The organism is Devosia sp. FKR38 (assembly GCF_005222805.1).
GTDB lineage: Bacteria > Pseudomonadota > Alphaproteobacteria > Rhizobiales > Devosiaceae > Devosia.
On the sequence record NZ_STGC01000005.1, the window covers coordinates 217,708 to 233,730 of the forward strand.

The 16,023-nt window shown below is 63.5% G+C and carries 18 protein-coding genes and 1 tRNA gene; 11 read left to right on the forward strand and 8 right to left on the reverse strand.

Annotated features, from left to right (window positions below; genetic code table 11):
* Positions 1–10: 10 nt before the first annotated feature.
* Positions 11–87: transfer RNA gene (locus E8M79_RS06140), tRNA-His, on the forward strand.
* A 12-nt stretch (positions 88–99) separates the two neighbouring features.
* Here E8M79_RS06140 and E8M79_RS06145 read toward each other — a convergent pair.
* The 3 genes from E8M79_RS06145 to E8M79_RS06155 form a co-directional block, all read right to left on the reverse strand.
* Positions 100–2,076, reverse strand: a complete 1,977-nt coding sequence (locus E8M79_RS06145) for a TadE/TadG family type IV pilus assembly protein (protein WP_171015750.1) — start codon at positions 2,074–2,076, stop codon at positions 100–102.
* Between the two features lie 64 nt (positions 2,077–2,140).
* Positions 2,141–2,761: a L,D-transpeptidase gene (locus E8M79_RS06150; RefSeq protein WP_248304918.1), complete on the reverse strand. Its 621-nt coding sequence runs from the start codon at positions 2,759–2,761 to the stop codon at positions 2,141–2,143.
* A 177-nt stretch (positions 2,762–2,938) separates the two neighbouring features.
* Complete coding sequence (locus E8M79_RS06155) at positions 2,939–3,364, reverse strand: response regulator (RefSeq protein WP_171015751.1); 426 nt, start codon at positions 3,362–3,364, stop codon at positions 2,939–2,941.
* A 117-nt stretch (positions 3,365–3,481) separates the two neighbouring features.
* Between E8M79_RS06155 and E8M79_RS06160 the strand changes: the two genes are divergently transcribed.
* The 7 genes from E8M79_RS06160 to E8M79_RS06190 all read left to right on the forward strand — a co-directional run bounded on the left by E8M79_RS06160 (position 3,482) and on the right by E8M79_RS06190 (position 10,154).
* The gene (locus E8M79_RS06160; RefSeq protein ID WP_137151069.1) at positions 3,482–4,132 is read left to right on the forward strand and encodes a DNA-3-methyladenine glycosylase I; all 651 of its coding nucleotides are present in this window, start codon (positions 3,482–3,484) and stop codon (positions 4,130–4,132) included.
* A 342-nt stretch (positions 4,133–4,474) separates the two neighbouring features.
* Positions 4,475–4,735: a hypothetical protein gene (locus E8M79_RS06165; RefSeq protein ID WP_137151070.1), complete on the forward strand. Its 261-nt coding sequence runs from the start codon at positions 4,475–4,477 to the stop codon at positions 4,733–4,735.
* Positions 4,736–4,840: 105 nt separating this feature from the next.
* Positions 4,841–6,337 (forward strand): histidine--tRNA ligase, encoded by a 1,497-nt coding sequence (gene hisS, locus E8M79_RS06170; protein ID WP_137151071.1) that lies wholly within the window; start codon positions 4,841–4,843, stop codon positions 6,335–6,337.
* Entirely contained in the window at positions 6,334–7,398 is a 1,065-nt protein-coding gene (locus E8M79_RS06175; protein ID WP_137151072.1) for an ATP phosphoribosyltransferase regulatory subunit, read from the forward strand. The genes hisS and E8M79_RS06175 overlap by 4 nt, the downstream gene beginning before the upstream one ends.
* Positions 7,395–8,108 carry an ATP phosphoribosyltransferase gene (gene hisG, locus E8M79_RS06180; protein WP_137151073.1) on the forward strand — a complete coding sequence of 238 codons (714 nt, stop codon included), beginning with the start codon at positions 7,395–7,397 and terminating at the stop codon, positions 8,106–8,108. Before E8M79_RS06175 ends, hisG begins: the two co-directional genes overlap by 4 nt.
* A 66-nt stretch (positions 8,109–8,174) precedes the next feature.
* Complete coding sequence (locus E8M79_RS06185; RefSeq protein WP_137151074.1) at positions 8,175–9,398, forward strand: glycosyltransferase family 2 protein; 1,224 nt, start codon at positions 8,175–8,177, stop codon at positions 9,396–9,398.
* A gap of 6 nt (positions 9,399–9,404) precedes the next feature.
* Positions 9,405–10,154, forward strand: coding sequence for a TSUP family transporter (locus tag E8M79_RS06190; protein ID WP_137151075.1), 750 nt, complete (start codon positions 9,405–9,407; stop codon positions 10,152–10,154).
* Between the two features lie 12 nt (positions 10,155–10,166).
* On the opposite strand, the gene E8M79_RS06195 is transcribed toward E8M79_RS06190, so the two are convergent.
* The 4 genes from E8M79_RS06195 to E8M79_RS06210 form a co-directional block, all read right to left on the reverse strand.
* Entirely contained in the window at positions 10,167–10,406 is a 240-nt protein-coding gene (locus E8M79_RS06195; RefSeq protein WP_137151076.1) for a BrnA antitoxin family protein, read from the reverse strand.
* Between the two features lie 114 nt (positions 10,407–10,520).
* Entirely contained in the window at positions 10,521–11,234 is a 714-nt protein-coding gene (locus E8M79_RS06200) for an EF-hand domain-containing protein (RefSeq protein ID WP_137151077.1), read from the reverse strand.
* Between the two features lie 313 nt (positions 11,235–11,547).
* Positions 11,548–13,191, reverse strand: coding sequence for a chaperonin GroEL (gene groL / locus E8M79_RS06205; protein WP_137151078.1), 1,644 nt, complete (start codon positions 13,189–13,191; stop codon positions 11,548–11,550).
* A 54-nt stretch (positions 13,192–13,245) separates the two neighbouring features.
* Positions 13,246–13,536 (reverse strand): co-chaperone GroES, encoded by a 291-nt coding sequence (locus tag E8M79_RS06210; protein WP_137151079.1) that lies wholly within the window; start codon positions 13,534–13,536, stop codon positions 13,246–13,248.
* 185 nt (positions 13,537–13,721) lie between these two features.
* On the opposite strand from E8M79_RS06210, the gene E8M79_RS06215 reads away from it, so the two are divergent.
* From E8M79_RS06215 to E8M79_RS06225, 3 genes are all read left to right on the forward strand, one after another.
* On the forward strand, positions 13,722–14,084 hold the full coding sequence (locus E8M79_RS06215) for a DUF427 domain-containing protein (RefSeq protein ID WP_137151080.1): 363 nt from the start codon (positions 13,722–13,724) through the stop codon (positions 14,082–14,084).
* Between the two features lie 135 nt (positions 14,085–14,219).
* Positions 14,220–14,414 carry a hypothetical protein gene (locus E8M79_RS06220; RefSeq protein WP_137151081.1) on the forward strand — a complete coding sequence of 65 codons (195 nt, stop codon included), beginning with the start codon at positions 14,220–14,222 and terminating at the stop codon, positions 14,412–14,414.
* Positions 14,415–14,474: 60 nt separating this feature from the next.
* Positions 14,475–15,440, forward strand: a complete 966-nt coding sequence (locus E8M79_RS06225) for a DMT family transporter (RefSeq protein ID WP_282568099.1) — start codon at positions 14,475–14,477, stop codon at positions 15,438–15,440.
* On the opposite strand, the gene E8M79_RS06230 is transcribed toward E8M79_RS06225, so the two are convergent.
* Positions 15,437–15,973: a dihydrofolate reductase family protein gene (locus E8M79_RS06230; RefSeq protein ID WP_137151082.1), complete on the reverse strand. Its 537-nt coding sequence runs from the start codon at positions 15,971–15,973 to the stop codon at positions 15,437–15,439. The two genes, E8M79_RS06225 and E8M79_RS06230, sit on opposite strands and share 4 nt — an antisense overlap.
* Positions 15,974–16,023 lie beyond the last annotated feature (50 nt).

Sequence of the window (16,023 nt, forward strand, 5' to 3'; positions counted from 1 at the left end):
TAAGCTCCTTGCCGCCTTAGCTCAGTTGGTTAGAGCGCTAGATTGTGGATCTAGAGGTCCCCCGTTCAATCCGGGGAGGCGGTACCATTCCTTCCATCATCAGCGTGCCAGCCGCAGGGCCGACAGATCATTGGCAATGGCGGCGAACACGTCACGCAGCTCGCCAGGCGTCTGCGGGAAATAGGCACGGTCCTGCGTGCTGGCGCAATTCTTGAGCATGGTTTCCACCACCTGCTGCGTGCTTTGCTGGGCCTGGTTGGTCGCTAGGCCGATCGTGTAGACGGTGATGCCGGCGGCCTTGGCATTCTCGCACGTCTGGCTGGTCCGCGTGTTCATGTCGGTCACCAGCGTGCTATTGGGCGCGCCCAGATAGCCCAGCCGCTCGATATTGCCGCCGCTGGACGATGCGGAGTTGGTGTTCTTCGAATTATAGGGAAAGCCATAGGCGGAGTTGTAGCAATTGCCGTCGAGATTGCGCTGCGAGTCTCCGCAATGCGACGACAGGTTGTAGGCGGTGTTCTCGCCGTCGGTCATCAGGATCATGACCTTGGAGGTGGCCGAATTATACACCGCGCCTTCGGTGAACGGCGCCGTCGGCGACAGCGCGTTGAAGCCCCAGACCGCACCCTGGTGGATATTGGTACCACCCTCGGCAGTCATGGCGTTGATAGTGTTGATCACTGTGGACGGTGACGTGGTCAGCGGCAGAATGGCCGTGCGGGTACAGTCTGCATTGGGGCCCCATGAGAAATCATCGGGTGCGCTCTGGTGGTATTTGCAGATGCGTTCCTGCAATTCACGCTGGCTCAGGCCATAGGGAATGTATCCGCCGCCGGAGCAGGATCCGGTGCGGGTTTGATATGTTCCAGAACTCCACCCGGTCCAGCTTATGCCATTCCTGCACGAGCAGGAATCCGAATGGGCCCCGTAGAAGGCCCCGGAATAGTATGTATTGTTGGAGAAATTTGTCGGACCCGTAGGAGCAGACGTGCTCCAGGATCCGCCGCATCCCCACCAATAGCAGGTCCTCTGCTCCACTATCGTGCAGGTTGTGTTCCCTTGCGCAGGTCGGTCGCAGACTGCCGGCGCGTCGCCGAGATAGCTATTGCCGCCCACACCGTCGACCAAGTCGGGCGAGAACAGCGGGACATAGAGTGCGTTACCTGATGTCGGGTCGACGTCGTCGGTATCCAGATATTGATTGGCAGTGCTGCCCGTCTTGATGTGGGGCCTCGCTTCCACGCAGCCGCGCCATTGGACGCCCGTTGCCGAGAACAGGGCGAACCGGTTCGGTAGGCTGGTCGGCAAAGTGCTTTCGTCATCGTCGGTGTCGAAATTGTCATTGGCGATGATCGAAGAACCCGTCTTGTCCATCCAGCTGGCATTGGCATTGCCCGAGCCGACATTGACATACATGGTGAACGGCACCACCGCCGCGCGCACATTGGGCACCAGCTTGGCGCCGGACGCCGGAATGCAGGTGTCGGGGTTGGAAGGGTTGTCCACCACCTTGTCATAGAACAGGGTGTTGGTTGCACAGTTGGCCGCATCCTTGAGGAACTGGATGCGCTGGCGCGTGCCATTGGCGCCTGCGCCGGTGTAGGACATCGACCCCGAGTTATCGAGCACGAAGGCCACTTCCAGCGCCAGCTTCTTGCGCGTCGCCTCGGACTCGATGGTGGCGGTCATCTCCGGCACTCCCACCAGGCGGACCACAATGGTGGGATAGGTCATGGTCGCCTTGAGGTACAGCGTGCCGTCGGCGACATTGATGTCAATGCCCGTGACGGCAGATGTCACATTGAAGGCCGTGCCAATGCGGTCCTGCATCAGCAGCTCGGCTTTGGCCCGCAGCTGCTCCTTGGTGTAGTTGGTCTCAAAGATCTCCGGCTGCAGCGCCAACGCCGCGGCATCGAGTGCAATCTGGGCGCGATTGCGCGTCTGCTCGAGCGTCACATAATCGACCACCGACCCGGCCAGGGCGATGAGCACAATGGCCATGACCGCGAACATGACCGCGAAAACGCCGCGCTCATCCCGCCCGAAACGCGAAACAAGATCGGAGACAGGTGTCATGGCAGAGGTCCATAGGTTCAGCGCCCCGTCGTGAGGCGCGGACCAATGTCCGACATAATCCTTATTAAAAGACCACCACTTTGCTGTTGATCTTAACGCGCGCATACAGATCGATCACGTCTGCGTTGGTCAGTCGGATGCAGCCTGAGGACACGTCCTGGCCAATGCTCCACGGTTCGGTAGTGCCGTGGATGCGATAGAGCGTGCTGCCGATATAAAGGGCGCGGGCGCCCAGAGGATTGTTCGGTCCGCCGGCCATCGAGCTGGGCAGTTCAGGGCGACGCTGGCGCATTTCGGCCGGCGGCGTCCAGGTCGGCCACTCGGCCTTGCGCGAGATCTGATGCGTGCCGCTCCATTCAAAGCCCGATTTGGCGACGCCGATGCCGTAGCGCAGCGCCCGGCCATCCCCCAGCACGAAATAGAGGAAATGCGCCCGGGTATCGATCACCACCGTGCCGCTGCGTTCCTGGGTCGGGTAGCGGACGACCTGACGCAGATACATCGGGTTTACGGTCATATTGGCTTGCAGCTGCAAGGCATTGCGCGGCCGAGAATCGGTGATTGTGATGCCCGGCGGGGGCATGAAGCGCCAGCCGGCCTGCAGGCCCGCGCCCTGTCCCGGAACAGCCACTGACAAAACCAATGCCAGCGCCAGACCACCGCGCGCCGCAAACTGCTTACCCATCGTCACGTCCACCCCAGCCATCCACGCCCCAACAGCCGACTGCGGGTCGACCGTTGCAGTGACAATGCTGCAAAATGGCCAATGCCCGGTGAACCGGAATGGTTAAGCCATTGCTGGACCGCTAGGTTAGCAGGGGCTTAACGCGCTGTTGGCACCGTCGCGGGAGGTCGGAATGCGCTAGAGGTAATAGGCGTCGTCGCCCGCGGCGAGCTGAGCCTGCCCCAAGATCCGCCCCAGGGCAGCCCCCAGCTGCGGCGTGCTGAACGGCTTGATCAGAACATCGTTGACACCCAACGCCCGCGCCCGGGTGACATTGTCCTGGCTGGCATAGGCGGTCATCAGGATCACCGGCGTGTCTCGTGGCGCCCCGAAGCGCACGTCACGCAGCACTGTCATCAGCCCGGCGCCATTGATGTCAGGCATGTACCAGTCCATCAGCACCACATCGAAGGGCGCCGTCATCAGCGCCAAGATGGCCTCAGCCCCGCCCTCGGCCTCGACGATCTCTCGGACGCCCAGCTTCTCCAGGCTTGCCGCACAGATGGCCCGCGCATAGCTGTTGTCATCCACCACCAGTGCCCGCATGCGTCCTGGAATGATCACGGCCTGCCCTCGGGGATGGTTGTCGCCGCGCCGGTGGCGATAATGGCGGGCAGCGATTCGGGTCGGCGCCGTCCCCCCGGCGCCAGCCCACATCTGGATAGTGAAAGGTGCCACGCCATGTCAAATCCGAGCACGGATGCCCAAGTGCCAGGCGATGGACTTCCCCGCTGCCCATGGGCCGGCGACGATCCGCTCTATCGTCACTATCACGACCAGGAATGGGGGCGTCCAGTTGTCAGCGACACGCGCCTGTTCGAGAAAATTTGCCTGGAAGGCTTTCAGTCCGGCCTCTCGTGGATCACCATCCTGCGCAAGCGCGAGAATTTCCGGGCGGCGTTTCACGGCTTCGACATCCCCCGGGTCGCCGCCATGACCGAGGCCGATGTCGAGCGCCTGCTCGGCGATGCCGGTATTATCCGCCATCGCGGCAAGATCGTCGCTACGATTCACAATGCTGGTAAGGCCTTGGAATTGCAGCGTGAATTTGGTTCCCTGGCCGCCTATTTCTGGCGCTTCGAGACCCGGCCCGAGCATCGCCCCGACGACCTCAGCTGGCCCGCCCTGCGGCTGCTGGCGCAGACCGACGCGTCGCGCGCGCTCAGCAAGGATCTGCGCAAGCGCGGCTTCAAATTTGTTGGTCCCACAACCTGTTACGCCTTCATGCAGGCCATGGGCCTGGTCAACGACCACACGGATGATTGCTTCTGCCGGGCGGTGGTTGAGACTGAGCGCGACCAGTTCAAGAGGCCGCTGCCCGCTTCGGCTTAAGTGTTGCTATTGCGCAACATTTTGCCTGCCTGCGACCAAACAGCACAATGCCCGCTTGCGGCTCACAATGCCGTCAGTTACAGCCAAAGTGTCCACAAAAAGCCAACCTGAGGGAGGCGTATCAATGACAGTATCGCATCATCCTCTTCAGGCTGCGGCTATGCATGGTTTCACCCGACGCTGAGCGTCGCCCGTGAGCCTTCTCTGGTCTCCTGACCACGGACATTTTCAACCCTAGCCAGCTTTGAGTCGAAACCGGGTCGTCTGCGACTCCAGTTCCGTCCATTGCACCCCTAACTCTATCAGAGGCCGGACTGCGTTTGCGCGCACCCGGACATCATCATGTCTCAGAACCCTCTCTCCGAGGGCAGCATCGTGCTGCGCCTTGAATTCTCCATCGCCGACGCCGTGCATCAGCGTGGGCTGTTCTCCGTCCTTGTTGCGGCAGTGTCCGCCTGGTGGAACCGGCCCCGCTTGCCGCGCGATCTGCCGGAAAGCCTGCGGGCCGACGTCGGCCTGCCGCCCGCAGAAGGCGCGCTGTTATGGTACTCGGTGCCATCGCGGCCGGCTGTGCCCAGGCTCGACGACCGGAGACGGCATTGAAAGCCCATGGCGGCCGGGGTCCTCCCCGGTCGCCGACCCGCCGCGCCACTGTTGTTTACTGTGGGCCAATCGTCTAGGAACGGCCCGACGTCCAGGAACTGCCAAATGACCGAAAAGACCAAGCTGATCGCCCCGCGTTTGCCACGCGGTTTTGAAGACCGCACGCCCGGCGAGATCGCGGCGGTGGGCGCCATGATCGACACCATCCGGCAGGTCTATGAGCGCTATGGTTTTGATCCGGTCGAAACCCCGCTGCTCGAGCTCACCGAGACGCTGGGCAAGTTCCTGCCCGATACCGATCGGCCCAACGCCGGCGTGTTCTCGCTGCAGGACGATGACGAGCAGTGGATGAGCCTGCGCTATGATCTGACCGCGCCGCTGGCCCGCTATTTCGCCGAGAATTTCGAAACCCTGCCCAAGCCCTATCGCTCCTATCGCCAGGGCTATGTGTTCCGCAATGAAAAGCCCGGTCCGGGCCGCTTCCGCCAGTTCATGCAGTTCGACGCCGACACCGTCGGCGCCGCCGGTCCCGAGGCCGACGCTGAAATGTGCATGATGATGGCCGACGTCATGGATGCCCTGGGCCTCAAGGGCCAGTATGTGGTGCGCGTCAACAACCGCAAGGTGCTCGACGGCGTGCTGGCCACAGCCGGCGTCAGCTCCGATGAGCAGAAGCTGACCGTGCTGCGCGCCATCGACAAGCTCGACAAATTCGGCCCCGAAGGCGTCAAACTGCTGCTCGGCGCCGGTCGCAAGGACGAGAGCGGCGACTTCACCAAGGGCGCCGGCCTCTCGGCTGACCAGATCGACTCCATCATCGCCTATGTCGAGAGCGGCATTCCCGCCGCTGGTGTCGAACGCGGCAGCAATGCCCATGTCGTGTCGACCATCAACGCTCTGGCGGGCCTCATCGGCGGCTCGGAAGCCGGGCTGCAGGGCGTGCAGGAACTGGCCGCCATTTTCGGCCTGGTTTCGGCCGGCGGCTTCTCCGATCGCGTGCTGCTCGATCCCTCTGTGGTGCGTGGCCTCGAATACTACACCGGCCCGGTGTTCGAGATCGAACTGACCTTCAAGGTGCAGAACGAAAAGGGTCAGGACGTGGTGTTCGGCTCGGTGGGCGGCGGTGGCCGTTATGATGGCCTGGTGTCGCGCTTCCGCCGCGAACCGGTGCCGGCCACCGGCTTTTCCATCGGCGTCTCGCGCCTCGCCAATGCCCTCAAGTTGACGGGCAATCTCAAGGCCAGCGAGCCCGTCGGGCCCGTCGTCGTGCTGGTAATGGACAAGGACCAGACCGCCCGCTACCAGGCCATGGTGAGCGAGCTGCGCAATGCCGGCATCCGCGCGGAAATGTTCCTGGGCAATACCAAGAATTTCGGCAAGCAGGTGGCCTATGCCGACAAGCGCAATGCGCCCGCCGTTGTCATCGAAGGCAGCCAGGAGCGCGAGCAGGGCATTCTGCAGATCAAGGATCTGATTGCCGGCAAGCAGGCTGCGGCCGCCATTTCGGACAATGCCGAATGGAAAGCCGCCCGGCCTGGCCAGTTCGAGATCAAGCGTGACGATCTCGTCACCGCCATCCAGACGCTGTTGAGCCAGCAATGAGCGGGGCCGCCGTCCGACGGGTCAATCTGGAGGCCCTGGTAGAGGCCCAGGGCGCCACCCGCGCTGCGCCGCCACTGCTGCTCTCGGCCGATGCCTATTTTGACCTCGCCGGCGAGGAATTCGGGAGCCGCCTGCTGTTGACCACCGATACCACCGGCGCTGAACACTGCCTGCGGCCCGATTTCACGCTGCCGATCGTTCAGGCCTATATCGCCGACGGCGTTGGCCGCCCGGCGGCGTTTTCCTATCTTGGTCCGATCTTCCGCCAGCGTGAGACCGGCGCCGCCGAGTTCGACCAGGCCGGCATTGAACTGCTGGCCCAGCCCGATGGCGAGGTCGCTCTCGATCAGGTGCTGACCTTTGCCCGTGCGGCTGTATCCATCTATGGCATTACGCCCCAGGTGCGCCTGGGCGGCGTGGGCCTGTTTGAAGCGCTGCTGGTGCAGGCCGACATGCCTGATGCCTGGCGCCCGCGCATCCGCAACCGCTTCGGCCACACCGAGGCGCTGCAGCGCCTGCTGGCGCGTCTTGAGGCGGCCCCCGACTTGCCGCGTGCCGCGCAGCCGGACCGCGACGAACTGCTCGAAGATGTGACGGCCCAGATGGTATCCTCCGGTCTCAGCCTCAATCAGGGCAGGGGACCCGCCGAGATCGTCGATCGCTATCTCGAGCAGCAGGCGCTCGACGCGGCCCATGTTCCGCCGGCGACCCTGGCCCTGCTGCGCGATTATCTCGCCATTTCCGGCCCGGCCCTGCAGGCGCTGACGCGCATCGAGGCGCTGGCTGAGCGGCATCGCCTGATGCTGGGCGCGCCGATCCGCGCTATTCGACGGCACCTCAATGCGCTGGGCGAAAGCCCCGTAAGCTTTGACGCGGCCTTCTCGCCCCGTCTCGACTATTATACCGGCATTGTCTTTGAGATGACCGGGCCGCGCGGCGACGTGCTGGCCTCGGGCGGACAGTATGACCGGCTGCTCGAACGCCTGGGCGCCACAGCGCCCATCGCCGCCTCGGGCTGCTCGGTCTGGGTCGATCGCCTGGAAGCCGAGGTTCGCTCATGAGCACGCCCAGCCTGACGCTTGCCGTTCCCTCCAAGGGGCGGCTGGAAGAACTGACCCGCGAGTGGTTTGCGGCCAATGGCCTGACCATTACCCGCCCCGGCGGCGCGCGGTCCTATCTCGGCGCCATCGAAGGCGTGCCCGAGGTGACGGTGCGCTTCTTTCCGGCCTCGGAAATCGCCCGTGAACTGATCCGCGGCGCCATTGACCTGGGCGTGACCGGGCTTGACCTCATCCACGAGACCAGCGAAACCGGCCCCGCCGCTGTCGAGACGCTCAAGCCACTCGGCTTTGGCGGCGCCGATGTGGTGGTTGCCGTGCCCGAGGCCTGGATCGACGTCACCCATATGCACGATCTGGCCGATGTCGCGTCGGACTTCCGCAGCCGCCACGGCCGCTGGATGCGCATCGCCACCAAATACATCACCATCACCCGTCAGCACTTCGCGGCCGCCGGCATCGCGGAATACCGCACGGTGGAAAGCCTGGGCGCCACCGAAGCCGCACCGGCCTCTGGCGTGGCCGATATCGTGGTCGATATCACCACCACGGGCTCGACGCTGGCCGCCAATGGCCTGCGCGTGCTGGAAGATGGCGTGATGCTGGAGAGCCAGGCGTGCCTGTTTGCAGCGCGCAGATCGGACAGTTCCGCCGAGAAGCGGGCACTGCTGGCCGGCTTCCTCGGCCGGCTCGGGCTGGCGCCAACCGCATAGGGCATAACCGCATTGTCAGCCGTCCCCGATTCACGCCACAACTCGGGGAACAGGCCGGGGGACCATATGGCCGACGCTGTCGAGCTGACTATTCTGATGCCGTGCCTGAACGAGGCCGAAACCCTGGCCATTTGCATCGGCAAGGCACAGGGCTTTCTGGCCCGTACCGGCATCGTCGGCGAGGTGCTGATCGCTGACAATGGGTCCACCGACGGTTCGCAGGCGATCGCTGAGGCTCATGGCGCACGTGTGGTTGACGTCCCTGAGCGCGGCTATGGCGCCGCGTTGGGGGCTGGCATTGCCGCAGCCCAGGGGCGCTATGTCATCATGGGCGATGCCGATGACAGCTATGATTTTTCGCGTCTGGACGCCTTTGTCGCCGCCCTGCGCGACGGCGCTGACCTGGTGATGGGCAATCGCTTTGCCGGCGGCATTGCCCCCGGCGCCATGCCCTGGCACCACCGCTATATCGGCAATCCCGTGCTGAGCTTTGTCGGACGCCTGCTGTTCCGCACGCCGGTGCGCGACTTCCATTGTGGCCTGCGGGGCTTCTCCCGTGCCGCGGTACAAGGCCTGACCCTGCGCACCATGGGCATGGAATTCGCCTCCGAAATGGTGGTCAAGGCGACGCTGGCTCAACTCGACATCCGCGAAGTGCCCACGGCGCTGGCCAAGGATGGGCGTTCGCGCCCGCCGCATCTGCGCTCCTTCCGCGATGGCTGGCGCCATCTGCGCTTCCTTCTGCTGTTTTCGCCGCGCTGGCTGTTTCTCTATCCCGGCGTGGCGCTGCTGTTGATGGGCCTTTTGGTTGGCGGCACGCTGCTGCACGGCCCGGTGCGCCTGGGCGGGGTCACCTTCGACATCCACACTTTCCTCGTGGCCGCGCTTTGCGTCATCGTCGGGGTGCAGTCGATCGCCTTTGCCATCATCGGCCGGCGCTTTGCCTCCCGCTATGGCTTCATCCCGCGTTCCGACCAATATGACCGCCTGCTCGAAGGCCTGACATTGGAGCGCATCCTACTGGTCGCCGTGCTGCTCATGGTCGTCGGCATGACCGCGCTGGTCTGGGGCCTGGCCGAATGGGCCGCGCGCGACTATGGCCCGCTCAACCCCAGCAGCACTATGCGTCCGGTTATCCTGGCCATGACCGCCCTGGTCTGCGGCTTTCAACTGATGATGAGCGGCTTCATGTCGTCCATGATCAATATTCCCATCTATGAGCGCCGGCTGGCTGACGCGCCGGAGCCGGACGATCATCTGCAGCGCCGCCGCAGCACCGACAGGACCTGACCCCTCATGCTTGAACCCATGGTGCTGTTGGCGCTGGCCGGCGTCGGCATGCTGGCCGGCTTTGTCGATGCCATTGCCGGTGGCGGCGGCATGATTGCGCTGCCCGCGCTGCTGTCAGCCGGCCTGCCGCCGGTGGCGGCGCTGGCCACCAACAAGCTGCAGTCGGTGATCGGCACCGGCATGGCCGCCGTCACCTATTGGCGGCGGGGCTTCATCAACCTCCGCGCCCTTGTGCCGGCTATTGCCGCGACCTATGCGGGCAGCTTCGCTGGGGCGCTGATCGTCAAGCAGATTGATACCAGCCTGCTCAATGTTGCGGTTCCCGTCGCGCTGATCTGCATCGCGCTGTATTTTCTGTTTGCCCCAAATCTGTCTGACGCAGACCGCGCAGCGCGGCTGCCGTTCGCGCGTTTCGTGCCGCTGCTTGGCTTTGGCATTGGTTTCTATGACGGCATTTTTGGCCCTGGAACCGGTTCGTTCCTGACCATTGGCTTTGTCATGCTCTTTGGCCTTGGCCTGACCCGCGCCTCAGGCAACACCAAGGTCCTCAACGTGACGTCCAATCTGGCGGCACTGACGATTTTTGTCTCTGCTGGGGATGTGATCTGGCCCGCTGCGCTGGCCATGGCCGCAGGGCAGCTGGTCGGCGGCTATCTGGGCGCACGCATCGGCATCCGCTTTGGCGCCAGGATCATCCGGCCGCTGGTGGTGGTGGTGTCGATCGCCCTGGCCTTGCGCATCCTTCTGGCGCACTGAGCCCAGCCAGGGTCAGGCCGGATCGAGCCCAGCCGCTGCGCGCAGCGCTGCATTGATGCGATCCTGCCAACCCGGACCATCATCCTGGAAATGCTCCAGCACGGCGCGATCGAGCCGCAGCGTCACCATCTCCTTGCCCTCGGGCGGCGTGCGCGGGGCGGCCGGCGCGGCCATGACGGGCTTGGTGGTCACAGCCTTGAAGGCGGCCTCGGCCTGGTCAAGGGCACTGCCGCTGCGTCGGGTGGGCTTCATCGAATCGCCTCCAATGGGATGATCGCGAAGTTAGCCGCCCTTGCGCGCCCGCGGCAGGCGGAAAATGGCCCATCCCGAAAGACGGTTTGGGGATGCCTGCACCCCCAAACCAGATCAGACGGCTGTCTCGAAGATTGACGCCAACTGTTCCAGCAGCGTTTTCTGCTGGCTGCTGCCATAGGCGGACTGGGCCGTTGCCAACAGGCTTGCGACGCCGGTGCTGCCCTCGTCGGCGTCGGAGTCATCGCCGCCGACACCTGGCGGTGGCCCACCCGGCGGTGGACCGCCGGCATGGGCTTCGTCGTCCCCGGCGGCATCGTTCAGCGCTGATTTGACGGCATCCAGGAAGCTGCTGCTTTCCGTCTCGGTGATGGCGCCATCGCCGTCGCTGTCGATCAGGTCGAACAGCTTCTTGAGGCCCTCGCTGCCGATGGCATCGGCGCCTTCGTCGTCGCCCAGTTCGGCCAGCGAGACCGAGCCATCGCCATTGCTGTCGGTGTCCTTGAAGATGTCAGCATTGCTGGGGGCCGCCATCTGCTGGGTCATGAAGGCCATGCCCTGCATGCGGTCGGCCATCTGCTTGTCGAAGGCGTCCTTCTCGGCGCTGGTGACGCTGCCGCTGCCGTCCTGGTCCATCGCCGAGAACAGGGCCTGGGTCCGGCTGGCAGATTTGGCATCAGAAGCGCCCTTGGGCGCACTCTGCATCAACTCGTCCAGCGTCAGGCCATTGTCGCTATTGCTGTCGAGGCTGGCAAAGCTGGGGGGACGAAACGGCGTGCGGATCAGCTGTGAAGCCGACTGCGCACCAACACTGCTGGTTGTCGACATGGCACTCCTTGTCGGTCGCGACCGGCGCTTCCGGTCCCGTTCACTCAGCCGTGATCGTGGTTAACCCAAGCTTAACAGAGCCCTCTGCTGCCACGAGGTGGAGAAGAGTTAATCTTCCGGCAAGATTGGTTAGCTTCCCCGACAGACAGCAAAAAGGCGCGGTGTTGCCACCGCGCCTTTCTTGTGAAGTCCGTGACTGGGAAGAAACGAACTCCAGAACTGTGTTGGTTGGTTGGACTTCTTAGAAGTCCATACCGCCACTCGGACCGGCTTGACCGGTCCGAGCACTTTACGCTTTGGGCGTTTGGACTTCTTAGAAGTCCATACCGCCCATGCCGCCCATGCCGCCGCCGCCCTGCATGGCAGGACCAGCGTCCTTCTTGGGGGCTTCAACGATCAGGGCTTCGGTGGTGATGAGCAGCGAAGCAACCGAAGCGGCGTCCTGCAGCGCATGACGGACCACCTTGACGGGGTCGATCACGCCCAGGGCAACCAGGTCACCATATTCGCCGGTTGCGGCATTGTAGCCGAACGTGGGCGAGGTGTTTTCCAGGATCTTGCCGACCACGACGGAGCCTTCGGCACCGGCGTTGTTGGCGATGCAACGCACCGGCTCCTGCAGGGCACGACGGACGATGGCAATGCCAGCTTCCTGATCGGCATTGGCACCCTTGACCTTGAGGGCATTGGAAGCGCGCAGCAGAGCCACGCCGCCGCCGGGGACGATGCCTTCTTCAACGGCAGCGCGGGTGGCGTTCAGAGCGTCGTCGACGCGATCCTTGCGCTCCTTGACTTCCACTTCGGTCGAGCCGCCAACGCGGATCACGGCAACGCCGCCAGCCAGCTTGGCCAGACGTTCCTGCAGCTTTTCCTTGTCGTAGTCCGAGGTGGTTTCCTCGATCTGCGCCTTGATCTGGCCAACGCGGCCCTGGATGTCGTCGGCAGCACCGGCACCATCAACGATGGTGGTGTTTTCCTTGGTGATCTCGACGCGCTTGGCCGTGCCCAGCATGTCCAGGGTCACGTTTTCCAGCTTGATGCCGAGATCTTCGGAGATCACCTGGCCACCGGTCAGGATGGCGATGTCTTCCAGCATGGCCTTGCGGCGGTCGCCGAAGCCAGGAGCCTTGACGGCAGCAACCTTGAGGCCGCCACGCAGACGGTTGACGACGAGGGTCGCGAGAGCCTCACCTTCAATGTCTTCGGCAATGATCAGCAGGGGGCGCTGCGACTGCACAACCGATTCCAGGATCGGCAGGATGGCCTGCAGATTGCTGAGCTTCTTTTCGTGCAGCAGGATCACCGGGTCCTCGAGGACGGCGGTCATCTTCTCGGCATTGGTCACGAAATAGGGGCTCAGGTAGCCACGGTCGAACTGCATGCCTTCAACGACATCGAGCTCGGTCTCGGCGGTCTTGGCTTCTTCGACGGTGATGACACCCTCGTTGCCGACCTTCTGCATGGCCTCGGCGATCATGTCGCCGATTTCCTTCTCGCCATTGGCCGAGATGGTGCCGACCTGGGCAACTTCGGACGACGAGGTGATCTTCTTGGACGAAGCCTTCAGCGAAGCCACGACTTCTTCGACAGCCATGTCGATGCCGCGCTTGAGATCCATCGGGTTGAAGCCGGCGGCAACAGCCTTGACGCCTTCAACAACAATGGCCTGGCCCAGAACGGTGGCCGTGGTGGTGCCGTCGCCGGCAACATCATTGGTCTTGGAGGCAACCGAGCGCAGCAGCTGGGCGCCCAGGTTTTCGAACTTGTCTTCCAGTTCGATTTCCTTGGCAACCGACACGCCGTCCTTGGTGATGCGCGGGGCACCGAACGACTTTTCGATCACGACGTTGCGGCCCTTGGGACCGAGCGTCACCTTGACCGCATTGGCCAGGATGTTGACGCCGCGCAGCATCTTGTCGCGGGCATCGGTGGAGAACTTAACTTCTTTAGCAGCCATTGTAGGCGCTCCTTGGGTCGGGTTGAAACGAATATGGAGATCGGCGGAAGGCGATTAGCCTTCGACGATGCCCATGATGTCGCTTTCCTTCATGATCAGCAGGTCTTCGCCGTTCAGCTTGACCTCGGTGCCGCTCCACTTGCCGAACAGCACGCGGTCGCCGGCCTTGACGTCCAGGGCATTGATCTTGCCATTTTCGTCACGGGCGCCAGGACCGACGGAGACAATGATGCCCTCGGACGGCTTTTCCTTGGCGGTATCGGGGATGATGATCCCACCCTTGGTCTTTTCTTCGCTGTCGAGGCGACGGACGACCACGCGGTCGTGCAGAGGACGGAAGCCCATGATTTGCTCCTTAGTGGCAGCAGGGTATGATGCAATTTCGGTGCCTGTTAGCACTCGACGATAGAGAGTGCTAACAGGCTGCCGGGATATAGGACCGGCCCCCGAGCAAGTCAAGATCGGCCGGCCTCAGTTTGTGCACAGCAGGGGGCTAGCCTGTCCCTTTCTCCAACCGATGGCAGGATGACATGACACGCCAATGTCTGGACAAGGATATCAAGATCACCCCGGTGGAAGGCCGCGTACACGTCATCTTTGATGATGCCGAAATCGCCAGTTCCATCAACGCGATGCACCTGGACGAGCCAGGCTGCCCGCGCCGGGTCTATTTCCCGCGCGCTGACATCCAGCCCGGCATCCTCGAAGAGAGCGAGACGCGCACCACCTGTCCCTATAAGGGCGAGGCGTCCTATTGCACCATCAAGACGCTGACGGCCACCGGCGTGGACCAGGTCTGGTATTACCCCGATCCCTGTCCCTTGGTGGAGCCTATCCGCGATATGCTGGCCTTCTGGGGCGATCGCATTGAGATCCGCTACTCGGCGGTCTAGCCGGGCAGGGGGCTTGAAACCCGGGGCGCTTGCTGCGGCCAGCGCCCCTTCGGCGCTGCCAGAAGGGCGGCTCTCGGCACGGCTTTTTTCGCGCGGCCTCTTTCGTCCCGGACAAAGCTGGGTCATAAGGCACCCATGACCCAGGAAAACACACTTCAGATCAAGCTCCGCCTCAAGGGCGGCAGTGGTCCCAATGCCAACTGGCACTGGGAAATCCATGATTCCACCGGCAAGGTGGTCAAGACCGGCAGCGCCGTTGGCCCCGAGCACAAGGCGTTCGCCACCGCGCGCATTGCCAAGGAAAAGCTGGAACAGTCTGCCAGCCGCTAACCCGCCGGCGCGCCGATCAGGCGCGCCTGCTCCCGCCTCGATCCCAGCGACGAGTAGACCGTGACCCGCCCCGCGCCAGCCGCCCCAGACCGTTCAGCCGCTCCGGCTGGTGGTCCCCTGCGCGGCATCGTGCTCAAGGTGCTCTCGGTCTGTGCCTTCGTGGTCATGGCCACCCTGCTCAAGGCGACCCAGACCATCCCAGCCGGCGAACTGGTGTTCTTCCGCTGTTTCTTCGCCATCCTGCCCGTGGTGGCCTATCTGGCCTGGACCCGGCAATTGCGCAGTGCGCTGCACACCAGCCGGCCCATGGGCCATGTGCTGCGCGCCTTTGTCGGCGTCACTTCCATGGGCATGGGTTTTTTCGCGCTGACCCGCCTGCCGCTGCCCGAAACCACCGCCATCGGCTATGCCTCGCCGCTGCTGATCGTTGTGTTCAGCGCTGTCCTGCTCAAGGAACGGGTGCATGTCTTCCGCTGGACGGCGGTGCTGATCGGCCTATTGGGCGTTCTGATTATCCTCTGGCCGCGGCTGACGCTGTTCTCGAGCGGCGCTGCCTTGGGGGCCGATGAGGCCACCGGCGCAGCGGCCTCGCTGGGGGCTGCCGTGTTTTCGGCCTTTGCCATGATGCAGGTGCGCAAGCTGGTGCAGACCGAGCGCACCGAGGCGATCGTCATCTACTTCTTCATCTGCGCCACGGTGCTGTCGCTGTTCACCATCCCCTTCGGCTGGGTGATGCCCACGCCGCAGCAGGCGGCGCTGCTGATCGGCGCTGGCTTTGCCGGTGGCGTCGGCCAATTGCTGCTCACCTCATGCTACCGATATGCTGACATGTCGGTCATCGCGCCATTCGAATATGTGTCCCTGCTGCTCACCATCGTCATCGGCATGGTGGTGTTTGCCGAAGTGCCCACTCTGGCCATGATCGCCGGCGCCAGCATCATCGTCGCCTCCGGCATCGCCGTGATCCTGCGCGAGCATTACCTTGGCCTCGACCGCGTCAAGGCCCGCGAGGCCAATACGCCTTAGCGCTTCACCCGATAGGTCGATTGCACGAGCCCTGAATCAAAAGCCTTGCTGTGCAGGTGTTCGAGCGCCACGTCCGCATCCAGTGCACCGAACAGGGATATGCCTTCCCCGATCAGCACCGGAATGCGGCTGATCACCAGATCCTCGATCAGCCCGGCGCGCAGGAAGGACTGGATGACATTGCCGCCATCGACATAGACGCGGGTCCAGCCCCGACCCGCAAAACGGTCCATCGCCACCGCTGGACTCGCCTGCATGATCTCAACCTTGTCGGCCAACTCGGCGGGCACATCTGTCTGCGCAAGTGAGCGGCTCAGCACCACCACCGGCTTGTCATAGGGCCAGGGCCGCATGTCCTTGATCGTCGCATAGGTGCCGCGCCCCATGACCACGGCGTCCACCCCCGCCATATGGGCGGCAAAGCCATGGTCCTCGCCCTGTGTGGGATAGTCAGTGAGCCAGGCGATATCGTGGTTCCGCCGGGCAATGAAGCCGTCAAGGCTGGTGCCGATGAATACATGGCCTGTGGTCATGCTGTGTCTCCGCTTGTCCCGCGGCGACCACTAGAGCCTGTGTGCGTCAG

Bases quoted from the DNA above. Each gene is read 5' to 3' on its own strand.
- E8M79_RS06145 (WP_171015750.1), bottom strand. From the start codon at position 2,076: ATGACACCTGTCTCCGATCTTGTTTCGCGTTTCGGGCGGGATGAGCGC.
- E8M79_RS06150 (WP_248304918.1), bottom strand. From the start codon at position 2,761: ATGGGTAAGCAGTTTGCGGCGCGCGGTGGTCTGGCGCTGGCATTGGTT.
- E8M79_RS06160 (WP_137151069.1), top strand. From the start codon at position 3,482: ATGTCAAATCCGAGCACGGATGCCCAAGTGCCAGGCGATGGACTTCCC.
- E8M79_RS06165 (WP_137151070.1), top strand. From the start codon at position 4,475: ATGTCTCAGAACCCTCTCTCCGAGGGCAGCATCGTGCTGCGCCTTGAA.
- hisS (WP_137151071.1), top strand. From the start codon at position 4,841: ATGACCGAAAAGACCAAGCTGATCGCCCCGCGTTTGCCACGCGGTTTT.
- E8M79_RS06175 (WP_137151072.1), top strand. From the start codon at position 6,334: ATGAGCGGGGCCGCCGTCCGACGGGTCAATCTGGAGGCCCTGGTAGAG.
- hisG (WP_137151073.1), top strand. From the start codon at position 7,395: ATGAGCACGCCCAGCCTGACGCTTGCCGTTCCCTCCAAGGGGCGGCTG.
- E8M79_RS06185 (WP_137151074.1), top strand. From the start codon at position 8,175: ATGGCCGACGCTGTCGAGCTGACTATTCTGATGCCGTGCCTGAACGAG.
- E8M79_RS06190 (WP_137151075.1), top strand. From the start codon at position 9,405: ATGCTTGAACCCATGGTGCTGTTGGCGCTGGCCGGCGTCGGCATGCTG.
- E8M79_RS06195 (WP_137151076.1), bottom strand. From the start codon at position 10,406: ATGAAGCCCACCCGACGCAGCGGCAGTGCCCTTGACCAGGCCGAGGCC.
- E8M79_RS06200 (WP_137151077.1), bottom strand. From the start codon at position 11,234: ATGTCGACAACCAGCAGTGTTGGTGCGCAGTCGGCTTCACAGCTGATC.
- groL (WP_137151078.1), bottom strand. From the start codon at position 13,191: ATGGCTGCTAAAGAAGTTAAGTTCTCCACCGATGCCCGCGACAAGATG.
- E8M79_RS06210 (WP_137151079.1), bottom strand. From the start codon at position 13,536: ATGGGCTTCCGTCCTCTGCACGACCGCGTGGTCGTCCGTCGCCTCGAC.
- E8M79_RS06215 (WP_137151080.1), top strand. From the start codon at position 13,722: ATGACACGCCAATGTCTGGACAAGGATATCAAGATCACCCCGGTGGAA.
- E8M79_RS06220 (WP_137151081.1), top strand. From the start codon at position 14,220: ATGACCCAGGAAAACACACTTCAGATCAAGCTCCGCCTCAAGGGCGGC.
- E8M79_RS06230 (WP_137151082.1), bottom strand. From the start codon at position 15,973: ATGACCACAGGCCATGTATTCATCGGCACCAGCCTTGACGGCTTCATT.